Annotated in this window: 11 protein-coding genes; 7 read left to right on the top strand and 4 right to left on the bottom strand. The window is 74.3% G+C overall.

The window, feature by feature from the left end:
* Positions 1 to 444: 444 nt before the first annotated feature.
* Positions 445 to 1,650, top strand: a complete 1,206-nt coding sequence (locus BCD48_RS14975) for a nicotinate-nucleotide--dimethylbenzimidazole phosphoribosyltransferase (protein ID WP_083418662.1) — start codon at positions 445 to 447, stop codon at positions 1,648 to 1,650.
* Between the two features lie 10 nt (positions 1,651 to 1,660).
* On the top strand, positions 1,661 to 2,569 hold the full coding sequence (locus tag BCD48_RS14970; RefSeq protein WP_071048979.1) for an adenosylcobinamide-GDP ribazoletransferase: 909 nt from the start codon (positions 1,661 to 1,663) through the stop codon (positions 2,567 to 2,569).
* Between the two features lie 51 nt (positions 2,570 to 2,620).
* Here BCD48_RS14970 and BCD48_RS14965 read toward each other — a convergent pair whose 3' ends face one another.
* Positions 2,621 to 4,171, bottom strand: coding sequence for a leucyl aminopeptidase (locus BCD48_RS14965; RefSeq protein WP_071048978.1), 1,551 nt, complete (start codon positions 4,169 to 4,171; stop codon positions 2,621 to 2,623).
* A 76-nt stretch (positions 4,172 to 4,247) separates the two neighbouring features.
* Here BCD48_RS14965 and gcvT point away from each other — a divergent pair, with 76 nt between their 5' ends.
* The 3 genes from gcvT (at position 4,248) to sucB (ending at position 9,092) form a co-directional block, all read left to right on the top strand.
* Positions 4,248 to 5,390, top strand: coding sequence for a glycine cleavage system aminomethyltransferase GcvT (gene gcvT, locus BCD48_RS14960; protein ID WP_071048977.1), 1,143 nt, complete (start codon positions 4,248 to 4,250; stop codon positions 5,388 to 5,390).
* Between the two features lie 588 nt (positions 5,391 to 5,978).
* Positions 5,979 to 7,367: a dihydrolipoyl dehydrogenase gene (gene lpdA, locus BCD48_RS14955; protein WP_071048976.1), complete on the top strand. Its 1,389-nt coding sequence runs from the start codon at positions 5,979 to 5,981 to the stop codon at positions 7,365 to 7,367.
* A gap of 294 nt (positions 7,368 to 7,661) precedes the next feature.
* Positions 7,662 to 9,092, top strand: a complete 1,431-nt coding sequence (sucB, locus tag BCD48_RS14950) for a 2-oxoglutarate dehydrogenase, E2 component, dihydrolipoamide succinyltransferase (protein WP_071048975.1) — start codon at positions 7,662 to 7,664, stop codon at positions 9,090 to 9,092.
* Positions 9,093 to 9,354: 262 nt separating this feature from the next.
* On the opposite strand, the gene lipA is transcribed toward sucB, so the two are convergent.
* Genes lipA through BCD48_RS14935 form a run of 3 tightly spaced genes read right to left on the bottom strand, consistent with a single transcriptional unit; the run spans position 9,355 to position 11,805 of the window.
* On the bottom strand, positions 9,355 to 10,314 hold the full coding sequence (gene lipA, locus BCD48_RS14945) for a lipoyl synthase (RefSeq protein WP_071048974.1): 960 nt from the start codon (positions 10,312 to 10,314) through the stop codon (positions 9,355 to 9,357).
* Positions 10,311 to 11,018, bottom strand: coding sequence for a lipoyl(octanoyl) transferase LipB (gene lipB / locus BCD48_RS14940; RefSeq protein ID WP_241841739.1), 708 nt, complete (start codon positions 11,016 to 11,018; stop codon positions 10,311 to 10,313). The genes lipA and lipB overlap by 4 nt, the downstream gene beginning before the upstream one ends.
* A gap of 55 nt (positions 11,019 to 11,073) precedes the next feature.
* Positions 11,074 to 11,805 (bottom strand): Type 1 glutamine amidotransferase-like domain-containing protein, encoded by a 732-nt coding sequence (locus tag BCD48_RS14935; RefSeq protein ID WP_071048972.1) that lies wholly within the window; start codon positions 11,803 to 11,805, stop codon positions 11,074 to 11,076.
* Positions 11,806 to 12,118: 313 nt separating this feature from the next.
* Between BCD48_RS14935 and BCD48_RS14930 the strand changes: the two genes are divergently transcribed.
* Both BCD48_RS14930 and BCD48_RS14925 read left to right on the top strand, forming a co-directional pair.
* On the top strand, positions 12,119 to 14,149 hold the full coding sequence (locus BCD48_RS14930) for a protein kinase family protein (RefSeq protein WP_131803997.1): 2,031 nt from the start codon (positions 12,119 to 12,121) through the stop codon (positions 14,147 to 14,149).
* Positions 14,150 to 15,177: 1,028 nt separating this feature from the next.
* On the top strand, positions 15,178 to 16,320 hold a 1,143-nt coding region (locus BCD48_RS14925; protein ID WP_083418661.1), incomplete at its 3' end, for a sigma-70 family RNA polymerase sigma factor.

Genomic DNA, 16,320 nt, shown 5'->3' with positions numbered 1-16,320 from the left:
GCCCGCCCCCCACCTCCGCGGGGCGATTCCCCGCCGATCCGGAACCAGCGACACATCTGGAAACTACCGCCTTCGCCCCACCCTGATCGCCATCCTTGCTCGCCGGTTGTGTCGCTCGCCCGATTCATGCTGTTCGCGCCATCTGGTCTCACCGTCCGCCCACATGCGACCTACCCGATCCGGCCCGATTCGGCGGGTTCGTCCACGGTGATCATGCGATGTTCCCGGGCCGTGAGGTCCACCCCCGTTCGTGCCCCTACATCGCCCCGGCTGAGGTGAGCCCACCGGATCGGCGCCCCCCACCGGCCCGCACTGGCCGACGTCGGCCCGGGTCGGCCCGAACCCCCGCCGACGTAGGGCCGGTGACCGTCGTCGACCTCGGCCGACGAGCCACTCACGGGGGCGCGCGGCCCGGGGCACGGACAATCAGGTAGTAAGGACCTCGTGGAGAACCCGCTGACCGCCGCGACCGGGGCGTCCTCGGCCGGAGAGCCGACGGCTGGGGTGTCGCCCGCGGCCACGGCCAGCTGGGCGGGCGTCTCGGCCAACATCGGCGAGGTGCCCGAGCCGGACGCGGCGGCGGCCGCCGTCGAGCAGGCCGCCGCGCACCGCCGGGCGCGCGCGCTCGACCTGCCGCGGGGCTCGCTCGGCAAGCTCTCCGAGGTGGCCGCCTGGCTCGCCGCGGTCCAGGGCACGTCGCCGCCGCGGCCGATCACGCGGGCCCGCGCCATCCTCCTGGCCGCCGACCACGGCATCGCCGAGGCAGGCCTGTATCCCTGGCCGGCCGGCGCCACCGCCCGCCGGCTGGCCGCCGTCGCCGCCGGCGCCTCGCCGCTCGCCGTCCTCGCCCGCCGCGCCGGCGTCGGCCTGCGCCTCGTCGACATCGCCCTCGGCGTGACGGCCGACGGCGGCGCGGGAACCGGGCTGCCGGACGACGAGGGCTACCGGGTACGGGCTGGCAACGGGCGGATCGACCAGGACGACGCGCTGACCGTCGCCGAGGCCGAACGGGCTTTCGCGACCGGCCGGCGGCTCGCGGACGAGGAGATCGACGCGGGCGCGGACCTGCTGATCCCGGGCGCGCTGGGCGTGGGGGCCGACACCGCCGCAGCGGTCGTCGTCGCGGCGCTGCGCGACCACGAGCCGATCGACGTCGTGGACCGCGGCGACGGCGTCGACGACGCGCGCTGGATGCTGCGCACCGCGGCGATCCGGGACGCGCTTCGCCGCACCCGCCCGTTCGCCCCCGACGCCCGCTCGGTGCTGCGGGTCGCCGGCGGCGCGGACCTCGCGGCCATCGCCGGCGTGCTCGTCCAGGCCGCCGTCCGGCGCACCCCGGTCATCGTCGACGGCCCCGCGGCCTGCGCCGCGGCGCTCGCCGCCGAGCGGCTGGCGCCGGGCTCGCGCGCCTGGTGGCTGGTGGGCAGCGACTGTCCCGACCCGGCGGCACGCCACGCGGCCGAGGCGCTCAGCCTGTCCCCGCTGGTCGACCTGAAGATCCGCGTCGACGACGGAACCGGCGCGTTCGCCGCGGCCGCGCTGGTGGCGGCCGCGGTGGAGACCGCCGCCGACCTCGACGCCGCCGCGGCGGAGGCCGGGGCGGCGGCGGGCGAAGCCGAGGCCGACGTCGACGCGGCGGACATCACCTGATGGTTCGTCCATGAGCCTTCGCACCATGCTCGCCGTGCTCACCGCCGCGCCGGTGCGCCCGACCGAGCCGGTGAGCCGGACCGCGGCGAGCCGGCTGACGACGCTCGCCCCGCTGGGCGGCCTGCTGCTCGGCCTGGTCACGGCCGTGGTCGTCGTCACCATCCGGGTGTGGGCGGAGCTGCCCGGCGGCGAGCCCCAGTCGCTGCTGCCGGCCGCCGGCGGCCTGGCGCTGCTCGCTCTGGCGACCGGGGCACGTCACCTGACCGGCCTCGCCGCGGTCGCGGACGCTCTCGCCGGTGACCGGGCCAGGCGGGATGCGCCGGTCTGGGACGCGCCGGCGGACAGCCCCGGCGGCGCGCTGACCGGGGTCGGCGCGGTCACGGTGCTGTTCACCGTGCTGATCCAGGTCTTCGCGCTGAGCACGGCGATCCTCGCCCATCGCGGCACGGTCAGCATCCTCGTCGCCTGTCTGGCCAGCCGGCTGGCCGTCACCCTGGCCGGCGCCCGCCTCTCGCGGGAACCCGAGGCAGGCGAGGTGCCCGCCACCCGTCTCTCCGCCCGGGCCGCCGTCCCGGCGGCCAGCACGGTCGCCGGCGCGGCCGTGTCCAGGCGGCGGATCGTGGTGGGCCAGGTCTCGACGTCCGGCGCGGCGCTCGCGACGGTGCTGTCGTTCGTGCTGGCCACGATCGCCGGCCGCCTCGACTACGACGGGGGCGACCCCAGCCGAGCCCTGCGCGCCGTCGTCGCCCTCGCGCTCGCCACCGCCGCCGGCCTGCTGCTGCGCCGGTTCCTGGCCCGCCGTCTCGGCGGCACCCCCGCACCGGTCCTCTGCGCCATCGTCGAGCTGACCGTCACGGTCGCCCTCATCACGATGGCCTTCACGATCCCCGGCCGCATCCAGGACGCCATCGGCGGCTGATCCTCCCGCCCAGGCGTCCGGCCTGGACGGGGGATCGGAGGCGTGCTCGGATCAGCTGGCTGAGGCGCGGTCCTCAGCGAGCTGGATGAGGGTGCGGGTGATGGCGCCGGTGGCGGCCTTGGGGGTGTGGCCGTAGGGCTCGCCGCCGTTCCAGGACGGGCCGGCGATGTCCAGGTGAGCCCAGGGGATGTCGGCGGGCGCGAAGGCGGCCAGGAAGTGGGCGGCGACAAGCATGCCGCCGTCGCGGCTGCCGTTGGTCGGCACGTTGGCGATGTCGGCGACCGTCGAGTCCAGGCCCTTGCGCAGCTCCGGCGGCATCGGCATCGGCCAGACGGCCTCGCCGGTGGCCTTCGCCGCGGCGGCGACCGCGTCGACGGCGCCGTCCCGGCCGAGCAGGCCGGTGGTGCGCTGGCCGAGCGCGACGATCTGCGCGCCGGTGAGCGTCGCGACGTCGACGATCATCGCCGGCTTCTCCTCGCCCGCCCGCACCAGCGCGTCACCGAGCACCAGCCGGCCCTCGGCGTCGGTGTTGAGCACCTCGACCCGGGTGCCACCGCGCAGCGTGAGCACGTCCGACGGCCGGATCGCCGTCCCGCTCGGCATGTTCTCCGCGCAGGCGAGCCAGCCGACCACCCGGGCCGGCAGCCGCAGCCGCGCGGCCGCGACGAGGGCCGCCAGCACGGACGCGGAGCCCGCCATGTCGGTCTTCATCCACTCCATCGACGTTGGCGGCTTGAGCGAGAGGCCGCCCGAGTCGAACGTGATGCCCTTGCCGACGAGCGCCAGCGCCACCGGCGCCGGCTCGGCGCCGTCGGCGGCGCCCGCGCCCGGCCACTCCAGGCGCACCAGCCGGGGCGGGTTGGTGGAGCCCTGCCCGACGCCGAGCAGGCCGCCGTACCCGCCGTCCGCGAGCTCCTTCTCGTCCAGGACCTCGACGAGCAGGCCGGCCGCGGCCGCCTCCTGCTCGGCGATCTCCGCGAGCCGCGCCGGGGGCAGGTGCCCGGGCGGGGTGTTCACCAGGTCACGCACCAGCCGGACCGCGTCGGTCACGGTCACCGCGTGCTCGACCGCGGTGGCGGCCATCTCCGCGTCCGCCTCGTCGACGAGCACGACGACCTCCTCGGCCGGGGCCGGGCGGCCCTTCGCCGACGTCGTCCGGAACACGTCGAAGCTGTACGCGCCGAGCAGCGCGCCCTCGGCGACCGACCGCACCGACTCGGGGGTGGCCGCGCCGCCCGCGAGCGCGAGCGTGGTCGCGACCTTGGCGGTGCCGGCGAGCGCCCGCGTCGCCGCCCCCGCGGCGCGCCGCAGCGCCTCGTGCTCGAGCTCCCCCGCCCCGCCGGCCGGCAGCGGCCCGACCCCGACGGCGACGACGCTGCCCGCCTGGATCGCGCCGAGCGTCGCGAACCGGACCACGTCGCCGGCCCGGCCGGTCGCGCCGACGTCGGCGAGCACCTTGGCCAGCCGGCCGCCGAGCGCCGCGTCAAGCTCGGTCGAGCCGCCGAGCGGTATCGGGCCGTCATCGCCGGCGGCGGTACCGATCACCACCGCGTCCACGTCCAGGGTCTTGAGGGCTGCGGCTGCGGCGGCGGCGGAGGTCATGCCCAAAGCCTAGTGCTTCCAAGCGGAAGTGCCTGCTCGCGCCCGACCAGGTGGAAGCGGTCTACGCTGCGGTGACATGGCCGAGACCTCCGCGACCTCCGAGACCACCGAGACCACCGGCGGCGCCCCGCTGCTGCGCACGCCGCTGTTCGAGCGGCACGTTGAGGCCGGTGCCAAGCTCGCCTCGTTCGGTGGCTGGGAGATGCCGATCGAGTACACCGGCGGCGGGGTGCTCGCCGAGCACAAGGCCGTCCGCGAGGCAGTCGGCGTCTTCGACGTGAGCCACCTCGGCAAGGCCAGGGTGGCCGGCCCCGGCGCCGCCGCCTTCGTCAACGCCGCCCTCACCAACGACCTCGGCCGCATCAGCCCAGGGCGAGCGCAGTACACGCTGTGCTGCGACGAGTCCGGCGGCGTCGTCGACGACCTGATCGCCTACCTCTACGGTGACGAGGACGTCTTTCTGGTGCCGAACGCGGCGAACACCGCGGAGGTGGTGCGCCGGCTCGCCGCCGCCGCGCCGCCCGGGCTCACGGTCACCAATCTGCACGACGCCTATGGCGTGCTCGCCGTGCAGGGCCCGCGCGCGCCCGAGGTGCTCGTGGCGCTTGGCCTGCCGGCCGAGGGCGACTACATGTCGTTCCGCGACGCCGAGTGGAAGGGCCGGCCGGTCGTCGTCTGCCGCTCCGGCTACACCGGCGAGCGCGGCTACGAGCTGCTGCCCCGCTGGGGCGACGCGGTCGAGCTGTGGGACGCGCTGCTCGCCGTCGCCTCCGGTCTCGGCGGGCGGGCCTGCGGTCTGGGCGCGCGGGACACGCTGCGCACCGAGATGGGCTATCCGCTGCACGGTCAGGACCTGTCGCTGTCGATCAGCCCGGTGCGGGCGCGGGCCGGCTGGGCGGTCGGCTGGGGCAAGGAGGCGTTCTGGGGCCGGGAGGCGCTGCTCGCCGAGCGGGCCGCCGGGGCGACGCGGCTGCTGTGGGGCCTGAAGGCCACCGACCGCGGGATCCCCCGGCCGCACATGCACGTCCTCGACGCGGCCGGTACCGATGTGGGCGAGGTCACCAGCGGCACGTTCTCGCCGACCCTGCGGGTCGGCATCGGCCTCGCGCTGCTCGACCGCTCTGTGAGCGAGGGCGACGAGGTCGGCGTGGACGTCCGCGGACGGCGGTCGACGATGACGGTGGTGCGCCCGCCGTTCGTCCCGTCGTCGCCCAAGTAGCGGCCGCGCCGCGGTCGTCGATCCTCGACGGCCGACCTGCGAGGTTGGTCACACTGGCCGGCAGCCATCGACGAAGCCTGGTCGCAATCCCGGCTTCGAACCGGACCGGAATCGATGCACAGCGCACGGCATGTTCCCGACCCGTAACCAGCCCAGCCCCGGACATACACGCCATCCCCGGAACCACAGAGGGAGGGCGCCCCGCGCCCGACAGACATCCCATGGGCTCGGATGTCCAGCCACAGCAAGTGACGGCGCATTGGCGCAATGCCTACCCAGCCACCGCGTCAGCCCGGTCCCAGCTCTACCACCGCCATATGCCAGGGCCCGGAACCATGCGGGGAGGGCGCTCAGCGCCCGACACGGGGCGAGCGCGCCCAGCGTCTCGCCCCGACAGGCGGGTCGGCGATGGATGCGCAAGCATCCTTATCGCCGACCGCCACAACCTGCCCGACGGGTGGCCATGCCGTGAAAGACTGGGCAGCCGGGACCATCGGCGGTCCCGCAGGGGTGGCAGGGCACGCGGATCAACATGATCGCGGCCCGCGCGGCCCTGCTGGCTACGAGTAACGAGAAGGGGCCCTTGGCGTGGCAGAATCTGCGGCCGGTCCCGTCGACCTTGTCATCCTCGGTGGCGGCAGCGGCGGATACGCCGCCGCGCTGCGCGCCGCCGAGCTCGGACTGAGCGTTGTCCTGGTCGAGAAGGACAAGCTTGGCGGCACGTGCCTCCACCGCGGGTGCATCCCGACGAAGGCGCTGCTGCACTCGGCGGAGATCGTGGACAACATCCACGAGAGCGAGACCTTCGGCGTCCTGTCGACCTTCAACGGGGTCGACATGGCCAAGGTCAACGCGTATAAGGAGTCGGTCGTCGGCGGCCTGTTCAAGGGCCTGACGGGGCTCATCAAGGCGCGCGGCATCGAGGTCGTCACGGGCGAGGGCCGGCTGGTCTCCCCGACCGCGGTCGCCGTCGGCGGCCGGGTCGTCGAGGGCCGGCACGTGATCCTGGCCACGGGTTCCTACTCGCGCTCCCTTCCTGGCCTGGAGATCGACCACGAGAAGGTCATCACCAGCGAGGACGCGCTGGAGCTGGACCGGGTGCCCGGTTCGGTCGTCGTGCTCGGCGGCGGCGTCATCGGCTGCGAGTTCGCGTCGGTGTGGCGCTCCTACGGCGCCGACGTCACGATCGTCGAGGCCCTGCCGCACCTGGTGCCGCTGGAGGACGAGTCCAGCTCGAAGCTGCTGGAGCGCGGCTTCCGTCGCCGTGGCATCAAGTTCAAGCTGAAGACCCGTTTCTCCGGGGTGAAGACCACCGACCACGGCGTCACGGTCTCGCTCGAGGACGGCTCGACGCTGGACGCCGAGCTGCTGCTCGTCGCGGTCGGCCGCGGCCCGGTCTCCGAGGGCCTCGGCTACGACGAGGTCGGCGTCGCGATCGAGCGTGGCTTCGTGCTCGTCGACCGCGACCTGCGGACCAACATCCCGACGATCTCGGCGATCGGCGACCTGCGGCCGGGCCTGCAGCTCGCGCACGTCGGCTTCGCCGAGGGCATCTTCGTAGCCGAGCAGCTCGCCGGGCTGAACCCGGTGCCGATCGACTACGACAACGTCCCCCGGGTCACGTACTCCTCCCCGGAGGTGGCCTCGGTCGGCGTGACGCTCGCGGTCGCGAAGGAGCGGTTCGGCGCGGACGCGGTCACCTCCGTGACCTACAACCTCGCGGGCAACGGGAAGTCCCAGATTCTGAAGACTTCCGGCGCGGTCACGGTCATCGCCGTCAAGGACGGGCCGGTGGTCGGCGTGCACATGGTCGGTGACCGGGTTGGCGAGCTGATCGCCGAGGCGCAGCTGATCACGAACTGGGAGGCGTACCCGGCGGACGTCGCCCAGCTGATCCACCCACACCCCACCATGTCGGAGGCACTCGGCGAGGCCCACCTCGCCCTGGCCGGCAAGCCGCTGCACCTGCACGACTGACGGCTGGCGCCGGGTGCATCCCCGCTCACGCGAGACCCCGGCGACCCGCCGCACCGCACCGCACCGCAACTCGCCAGGCACGGCACCTGGCCTCGGCCAGTGCCGGCACGCGTCCCGCTAGGCGTATCGCCGCCCCGTGGACGCCCGCCCGGCGTCGCGGCATCATGCCGCCCGTCTGCCCGCCTGCCACCGCACGCTCGGTCCGGCGGCAGGCGAGCGGGGCGATGTCGAGACGCCGGCCGGGCGGCGCGGTGGCGGGGCGCCCCACGGGCACCATGAAGGAGTCCCGCAGCAATGTCTGTATCCGTCACGATGCCCCGCCTGGGCGAGAGCGTGTCCGAGGGCACGGTCACCCGGTGGCTCAAGCAGGAGGGTGAGCGCGTCGAGGCCGACGAGCCCCTCCTCGAGGTCAGCACTGACAAGGTCGACACCGAGATCCCGGCGCCGGCCTCCGGCGTGCTCGCCTCGATCAAGGTCGCCGAGGACGAGACCGTCGAGGTCGGCGTCGAGCTCGCGGTGATCGAGGACGGCGCCGGCGGGGCCGCGGCCCCGGCCGCGGCCGCCGCGCCCGAGCCCGCTCCGGCTCCCCCGCCCCCGCCCCCGCCGGCACCGACGCCCCCGCCGGCACCAGCTCCTGTCGCCGCTACCCCGCCGCCGGCGCCGGCGCCGGCCGCGCCGACGCCCCCGCCGGTTCCCTCCCCGGTCGCCGTCGCCCCGGCTCCCTCCGCCAACGGCGAGGCGCGCTACGTCACCCCGCTGGTGCGCAAGATGGCCGGCGAGCTGGGCGTCGACCTGGGGTCGGTCACCGGCTCAGGCCCCGGCGGCCGCATCAGCAAGCAGGACATCCTGGACGCCGCCCGCTCGGCGGCACCCGCGCCGGCCGAAGCACCCGCGCCGGCTCCCACTGCCGCCCCGGCCCCGGCTGCCCCGGCTCCGACCGCCGCCGCCGTGCCCGCTCCCGCGCCCACCCGCCCGGCCGCCCCCCCCGCCCCGGTGCCGGCGCTGCGGGGCAAGACCGAGAAACTGTCCCGGTTGCGCTCGGTCATCGCCCGCCGCATGGTGGAGTCGCTGCAGGTCAGCGCCCAGTTGACCACGATCGTCGAAGCCGACGTCACGAAGATCGCCCGGCTGCGGGCGCAGGCGAAGGACGCGTTCGTGGCCCGCGAGGGTGTGAAGCTGTCGTTCCTGCCGTTCTTCGCGGTGGCCGCCTGTGAGGCGCTGCGCGAGCACCCGGTGCTCAACTCCAGCGTCGACACCGAGGCCGGCACGATCACCTACTACGACGTCGAGCACCTGGGCATCGCGGTGGACAGCGATCGCGGCCTCCTCGTGCCCGTGATCCACAGTGCCGGCGACCTGAACCTCGCCGGCATGGCCCGCAAGATCGACGACCTGGCGAAGCGGACCCGGGCGAACCAGGTCTCGCCCGACGAGCTGGGCGGCGGCACCTTCACGCTGACCAACACCGGCAGCCGGGGCGCGCTGATCGACACGCCGATCATCAACCAGCCGCAGGTCGGCATCCTCGGCACCGGCGCCGTCGTCAAGCGCCCGGCCGTCATCGAGGACCCGAACCTCGGCGAGGTGATCGCCGTTCGCTCGACGGTCTACCTGTCGCTGACCTACGACCACCGGGTCGTCGACGGCGCCGACGCGGCCCGCTTCCTCAACACGATCAAGACCCGCCTGGAAGAGGGCGCCTTCGAGGCCGAGCTCGGCCTCTAGCACCGGGTACGAGGGCGGCCCGCGCACCGCGCGGGCCGCCCATCGGGGCGAGACGCTGGACGCGCTCGCCCCGTGTCGGGCGCTGAGCGCCCTCCCCGCGTGGTACCGGGCCCTGGCAGATGGCGGTGGTAGAGCTGGGACCGGGCTGACGAGGTGGCTGGGTAGGTACTGCGCCAATGCGCCGTCACCAGCTGTGGCTGGACATCCGAGCCCATGGGATGTCTGCGGGGCCCGCGTATCCGACTGGATACGCGGGCGGTGCTCAGGCGGTCGGGGCGGTCATCGCGTCCGGAGACTGGCGGCGGGCCGCGATCGCCTGCTGGTAGAGGCGGCCGGCGCGGTAGGACGAGCGGACGAGCGGACCGGCGAGCACACCGGCGAAGCCCAGCTCCTCGCCTCGCCGCGCCCACGCGACGAACTCCTCCGGCCTGACCCAGCGCTCCACCGGATGGTGACGCGGGGTGGGCCGCAGGTACTGGGTGACGGTCAGCAGGTCGCAGCCGGCGGCGACCAGGTCGGCCATCGCCGTCTCGATCTCGTCGTCGGTCTCGCCGAGCCCGAGGATCAGGTTCGACTTCGTCACCAGCCCCGCCGCGCGGGCGGCGCCGATGACCTCCAGCGAGCGCTCGTAGCGGAACGCCGGCCGGATCCGCTTGAAGATCCGGGGAACGGTCTCGACGTTGTGCGCCAGCACCTCTGGGACGGCGCCGAACACCTCGGCCAGCTGCTCGGGACGGCCGCCGAAGTCGGGGATGAGCACCTCGACCCCGGTACCGGGAGACATCTCGTGCACGGCGCGGACCGTCTCCGCGTACAGCCAGGAGCCGCCGTCGGGCAGGTCGTCGCGGGCGACACCGGTGATGGTCGCGTAGCGCAGGCCCATCGTGCGCACCGACTCGGCGACCCGGCGGGGCTCGTCCCGGTCGAGCGGGGCCGGCCGGCCGGTGTCGATCTGGCAGAAGTCGCACCGGCGGGTGCAGACATCACCGCCGATGAGGAACGTCGCCTCCCGGTCCTCCCAGCACTCGTAGATGTTGGGACAGCCGGCCTCCTCGCACACCGTGTGCAGGCCTTCGGCGCGGACCAGGTTCTTGATGTCGGAGTACTGCGGCCCGGTGCGCAGCCGGGTGCGGATCCACGGCGGCTTGCGCTCGATCGGCGTCGCCGCGTTGCGCGCCTCCAGCCGCAGCAGCGGGCGCCCCTCCGGCGCCACCGCGCTCATGCGGACACCGCCGCCGTCGGCTCGTGCGCCGCCAGGACCGCGCCGTCCCCGTCGGACGGGCGACCGCCGGTGAGGAGGTGGCTGAGGTGATGGAGCATGTGGTGCTCGACGACCGGTCGGGCCTCGGCGACCGTCACGGTCCGGCCCAGCTCACCGGTGAGGCTGCCGGCGCTCGCATCGGTGATCCCGCAGGCGATGATCCGGCTGAAGGCCTCCAGGTCGGGGCAGCAGTTCAGCGCGAAGCCGTGGTAGGTGACGCCCTTGCGCACCCGGATGCCGATGGCGCCCAGCTTTCGCTGGTCGTCCATCGTCCAGACGCCCGATCGCCCCTCAACCCGATGGGTCGGCACGCCGAACCCGGCGCACACGGCGATCATCGCGCCCTCAAGCGCCCTGACGTAGGCGACCACGTCGAGCGGCCGGGGCAGCGCCACGATCGGGTAGCCGACGAGCTGGCCAGGGCCGTGCCAAGTGATCTTGCCACCTCGGTCGACGTCGACGACCGGGGTGCCGTCGAGCGGGCGTTCCCAGGCCTCGGTGCGCCGGCCGGCGGTGTAGACGTCGGGGTGTTCCAGCAGGATCAGCGTGTCCGGCGCGTCCCCCGCGGCCCGCCTCGCCGCCAGGTCACGCTGCAGATCCCACGCCTCGACATACGGCACTACGGACAACCGCAGGACATCCACCCGCCCGAGCCTACCTGCCACCGGGACCCCTCGCGCCGGGCCGGGGCAGAAGTAGAAGCGGGCGAAGGACTGAGGCTCAGCCGTGCGGGTCTGGTAGCAGCCGGGGCTCGACGGCCGTCTCGACGACCGCGCCGTCCTCACCGAGCTGGACTCGCCAGGCCTTGGCGTTCGGCCGGTCGGCGACCGCCTCGACGAGCTCCGTACCGCGGAAGTGCAGGCCGACCCCGTCGTCGGTGGCCCAGCCCGCGGGCAGCACGCCGTCGCCGACGAGCTTCTGGTAGAGCGGGCGCCGGGCGGCCTCGGAGTCGTAGTGCGGGGTGTTGCTGAACGGCAGCAGCGCAAGGCCGCCCGTCACCGGCCGCAGGTCGGGGCCGAAGGAGTCGGTCGTGCCGCCGACATGCCAGCACAGCGAGCCGGCCGACACTCCCGCGAGCACCACCCCGGCCCGCCATGCCTCGGCCAGGATCTCCGGCAGCCCGTGCGCGCGCCACACCGCGAGCAGGTTCGCGACGCTTCCGCCGCCGACCCAGATGACGTCCTGGCCGAGCAGGTGTGCGCGGACGTCGTCCACGTTCGGCATCGGGAACAGCGCCAGGTGGCTGGCCCGCACGTCGGGACGGTCGCGCGACATCGCCGCGTACCAGCGGGCGTAGGCCGCCGAGTCGTCGCCGAGCGCGGTCTCCAGCAGGCACACCCGCGGCCGGTCACCGGCGCCCGACAGGGCGATCGCATGCTCGATCAGCGGCCCGATCCGGGCCCCGTAGCGCCCGTCCGGGCGGTAGCCGCCGCTCGTCGCGAGGATGTTCACCGCTGCGCTCCAGTCCTAGGGCGGGACCTGGGGCCGGTCCGGCCTCGATCCCAACCTATCCGCGGGGCTCCCGTGGATCCTCCCGGACCGGCGAAGCCGAGCCGCCCGCCGGCAGGCCAGCCAGGAGGTTCGCGAGGAGGTCCGTGATGGGTGGCCAAGCGGCGGATCAGGCCGACGTGCCGGTGCCGAGGTGCCGCGCTGGCCCCGCTCCGACGATCGGTGCGGCCGGGATCAGCACCGCATGGCAGGAAGTTATCCACAACTTGCGCGGAACCCGGGACATCGCTATCCCAATCGGCCAGCGTCGCGGTTTGTGACGTCGACCCACGGTTATGGGCCAGAACCTCCCCCGCCCGACGGCCCGGACGAGCTGGGGCCGCCGGGCGGGGCGGAGACGCCCGCGCCGCCGACGGTGCCAGGGGTGACGCTCGGCGGATGGCCGGGCGACGCGGGTACCGGCGAGGTCTGGGCCGCGACACTCGACGACGACGCCACCCCGTGCGTGGTCCGGCTGATCCGGCTGCCGGCCGACCCTGTCAGGCGCGGCCGGGCCGCCTCCGCGGGGCGGCGTCTCATCCAGCTGAGTCATGCCCACCTGGTGCCGGTACTCGCGGTGGAGGAGGTCGACGACGGCCTCGCGGTGGTGATGGCTCGGGTACCGGAGGCCGTGAGCCTGCGCAGGCTGCTCGCCGCACGTGACCGGCTGGAGCCGGGCGAGGTCGTCACGGTCGGCCTGCCGCTCGCGCAGGCGCTGGCGGCCACGCACGAGGCCGGCCTCGCGCACGGCACGCTCACTCCGGCCGACATCCTGCTGGAGCCGAACGGCCGGCCCCAGCTCGCCGGGATCGGCGTCGCGGCGCTGCGCGCGCTCGCGGCCGGCGGGCCCGCGCCGACGGCGGCGGGCGACGTGTACGACCTCGCGGACCTGTTGCTCGACACGATGGCGCGGGCGACCGGGCCGGATGCCGCGGCGGTGGCGGTCGCCGTGGCGACCGCCCTGGTGCCCGACCCGGCCAGACGGCCCACCGCGGCGGAGCTCGCCTCGGCGCTCGCGCACAGCGCCCGCCCGGCCCCCGTCCAGATGATTGACCCCCCGCCACCGGTGCCGCCTCCCGACGAGGAGCTCCGTCCCCGGGGCGGCGACGGCGTCCTGGCCACAGATGACGCCCAGGCGCCCGCCACCGAGGCAGAGCCGGGCGACCCAGGCCGAGAGGGCGGGCAGGACGAGGACGAGGACGAGGACGACGGATACGACAGGTACGGCGGCGGCGCCGTCCACGAGACGTTCGGCACCGGCACTGGAGGCGAAGACGACGACGTCGTCGACGCCGTCATCATCGGCCCATCCGTCATGGACGACGAGCCCGCGGCCGACGGCACGGTCGTCGAGGGGGCCGTCGTCGACCCGGAGGTCGACGTCCTGCCGATACTGCCCCGGCCGGAACCGCCAGGCCCTAGGCACCCCAGGCCTCCCGGGTCGGCACCCCCGATCCGCGAGGGACGCCCGCGCGGCCGCGCCCCCCGGCCGTTCCCCGGCGGCCGCCCCACGGACGGTTCGACTCCCGGCGCCGGGCGAGGTCCCGCGACGGCGCCACGCGGCGGCGGTCCTGGCACCGCGGCGGGGCCGGACATCCGGTCGGGCGCGCGGGTGGGAGGCGCCCGGCCGGACGGGCGCGCGGGCACCGCGGGCCGGAACCGGGCCCACACACCGCCCCGGCTGGGCAGCCGGGAGGCGCGCGGGCGCGGCCGGCTGTCACGCCCGGTGCTGGTGCTGACGGGGGTCGTCGGGCTCGTCGCGGTCGCTGTCGCCGCGGTGCTGCTGAGCACCTCGGGCGGCGGCACGCACGACGAGGTGGGTGCCCCGGTATCCGGCGCGGTCACTCCCGGCGGCGGGAGCTCGGCCAGCGGGAGCGCGCCCAGGCCGTCGGCGACGACGCCCGCGACGGCGAGCCAGCCGCCGGAGAAGGCATGGGAGACGGTGCTCGCCGGTCTGGACGCGGCCAGGGGCCGCGCCTTCGAGCAGGCCAACGAGTCCGCGCTCGCCGACGTCTACGAGGTCGGCAGCGCGGTCTACGCCGCCGACCTGGCCCTCCTGCGCCAGGTCGCCAGCCAGGGTGGCCACGTCTCCGGGCTGTCGTTGCGGGTCGTGGACCTCCAGATCCGCGAGCAGACCCAGGACCGCGCGGTACTGCGGGTCACCGACCAGCTGGACGCCTACGAGATCCTGGACGCGAGCGGCAAGGTGCTCCTGCGCAAGGAGCAGGCCGCGCCCGAGCGCCACGACGTCACTCTGGTCCGCACCACGGCCGGCTGGCGCATCTCTCAGCGGGTAACAGCCGCCTGACAACCGGAGCAGGCCCACGAGCGTCGTCCTCGGCACCGACGTGTCCGCGTCGCACCAGGGCACCGGAGCGGGAACACCGGGGCACAGGGCACCAGGTTCCCGCCGTTCGGCGGAGCCCGGAGTTCCCGCGAGGTCCGCGACGCGACGCGACGCGGCGGGCGGCCGAACTGCCGAGGACCGGGCGTTCCGGCGCGCGGCACTCCCCGGCCTACCACTCGATGAGAAAGACGACGGTTGTGGTGGCGGAGGCGAGATCGTGCGACCATGGCTGCGCTCCCCTAACGATCACGCCGCCGTCGGGGACTCGGCGTCGCCGGGCCCGGTGACGTCGGCAGGCGAGGAGATGGGCGCTATGGGCGAGTCCGGCCAGGCAGGGCGGAGGGTCCTTGTGCCGTCGTCTCCGCGTGCCGCCGGTCCAGCCGTCGCCCAAGTGCGAAAGTATGCGGGTCAGCCATGCCGACCCGCGAGGATCGGAGCGAGCCGAAGCGTGACATCCGGGAGCCTGGGCTGTTCCACCCACCACCGGGAGTTTCAGGGGACCGACCCGCGGTCGGGCGCCCGCGCCCGCCCCCGTGCGAAGCGAGATTCTCCGGGCACCGAGCAGGAGATCGGGTGAACGTCTCCCCGGTCGACGCGCTCCGGGAGCCGCCGGGAATCCGCGCCGCCGTCGGGCGGCCACCGGTCACCGCCGGGGGGCCGGGAACAGCGAGGACCGCCTCGTCGAACCGGGCCGCAGCCTCGCTACCCACTCACCGCGAGTTGTGTCGTATCCTTGAGGGCGAAACCTCGCCACTATACTACATCACGGTAGTTTGGTCAATACATTGGATGCGCGGCGACGGTGAGCCCGACGACAGTCCGGCGCGACGAAACGACCAGATCAGGCAGGGCGGGCCGACCAAAGGAGGTGCGATCTTGAAAATCGAGCGCGCATCTACCGGTCCCGGCCACTTTGGCGATTACTGTAGGTCGGTCGATCACGCCAGATCGGTTCATCATCGTCATTCCGGCAACAGGATTCGGGAGGGGTGGCGTTGACACAGCCCGCGACTCAGCCTGTCACGCAGTCTTCGGGGCAGCCGTCAGCGCAGGAGCCCGGCGCCCAGGGCGCGGGGCAGCCAGCGGCGCAGGCCCCTCGGCAGGCCACGAAAGCCCCGTCCCGCCGGCCTGCTGGCCCGGGCGGGGCGGGGCGTCGCAAGGCCGACGCCGACAAGACGCCGGCGCCAGCCGAGGCGACACCGGCCCCGCGCGCGGCGGGCGGTGACGACGACGACGAGGAGGACGCCGAGTTCGACGCGTCCGCCGAGGCCGAGAACGAGCCCGACGAGCAGGAGGCCAGCCCGACGCCCGCGGCGGCGTCGGCCGCTGACCGGATGTCGCACGACAGTGTCCGCCAGTACCTCTCCCAGATCGGCCGGGTCCGGCTGCTGACGGCCGAGGAGGAGGTGGACCTCGCCAAGCGGGTCGAGGCCGGCCTGTTCGCCGCCGAGAAACTCGCCGCCGGCAGCGGCCTGGCGGTCCGGCTGCGCGAGGACCTGTCGTGGGTCGAGCGTGACGGCGAGGTCGCGAAGAGCCGACTGGTCGAGGCGAACCTGCGGCTGGTGGTCTCCATCGCCCGCCGCTACGTCGGCCGGGGGATGCTGTTCCTGGATCTGATCCAGGAGGGGAACCTGGGTCTGATCCGGGCGGTCGAGAAGTTCGACTACACCAAGGGCTACAAGTTCTCGACGTATGCGACGTGGTGGATCCGGCAGGCGATCACGCGGGCGATCGCGGATCAGGCGCGGACGATCCGGATCCCGGTCCACATGGTCGAGACGATCAACAAGCTGATCCGGATCCAGCGGCAGCTCCTGCAGGACCTGGGCCGTGAGCCCACCCCGGAGGAGATCGSCAAGGAGATGGACCTGACCCCGGACAAGGTCCGGGAGATCCAGAAGGTCGCCCAGGAGCCCATCTCGCTGGAGACGCCGATCGGTGAGGAGGAGGACTCCCACCTCGGGGACTTCATCGAGGATACCGACGCCGTGGTGCCGGTGGACGCGGCGAGTTTCCTGTTGTTGCAGGAGCAGCTGGACTCGGTGTTGCACACGTTGTCGGATCGGGAGAAGAAGGTCATCCAGCTGCGGTTCGGGTTGACGGATGGGCATCCTCGGACGTTGGAGGAGGTC

The sequence above is a fragment of the Pseudofrankia coriaricola genome, assembly GCF_001854805.1.
Lineage (GTDB): Bacteria > Actinomycetota > Actinomycetes > Frankiales > Frankiaceae > Pseudofrankia.
The sequence above is the reverse complement of the archived record's forward strand: the minus strand, read 5'-3'. Positions and strand labels throughout refer to the sequence as shown.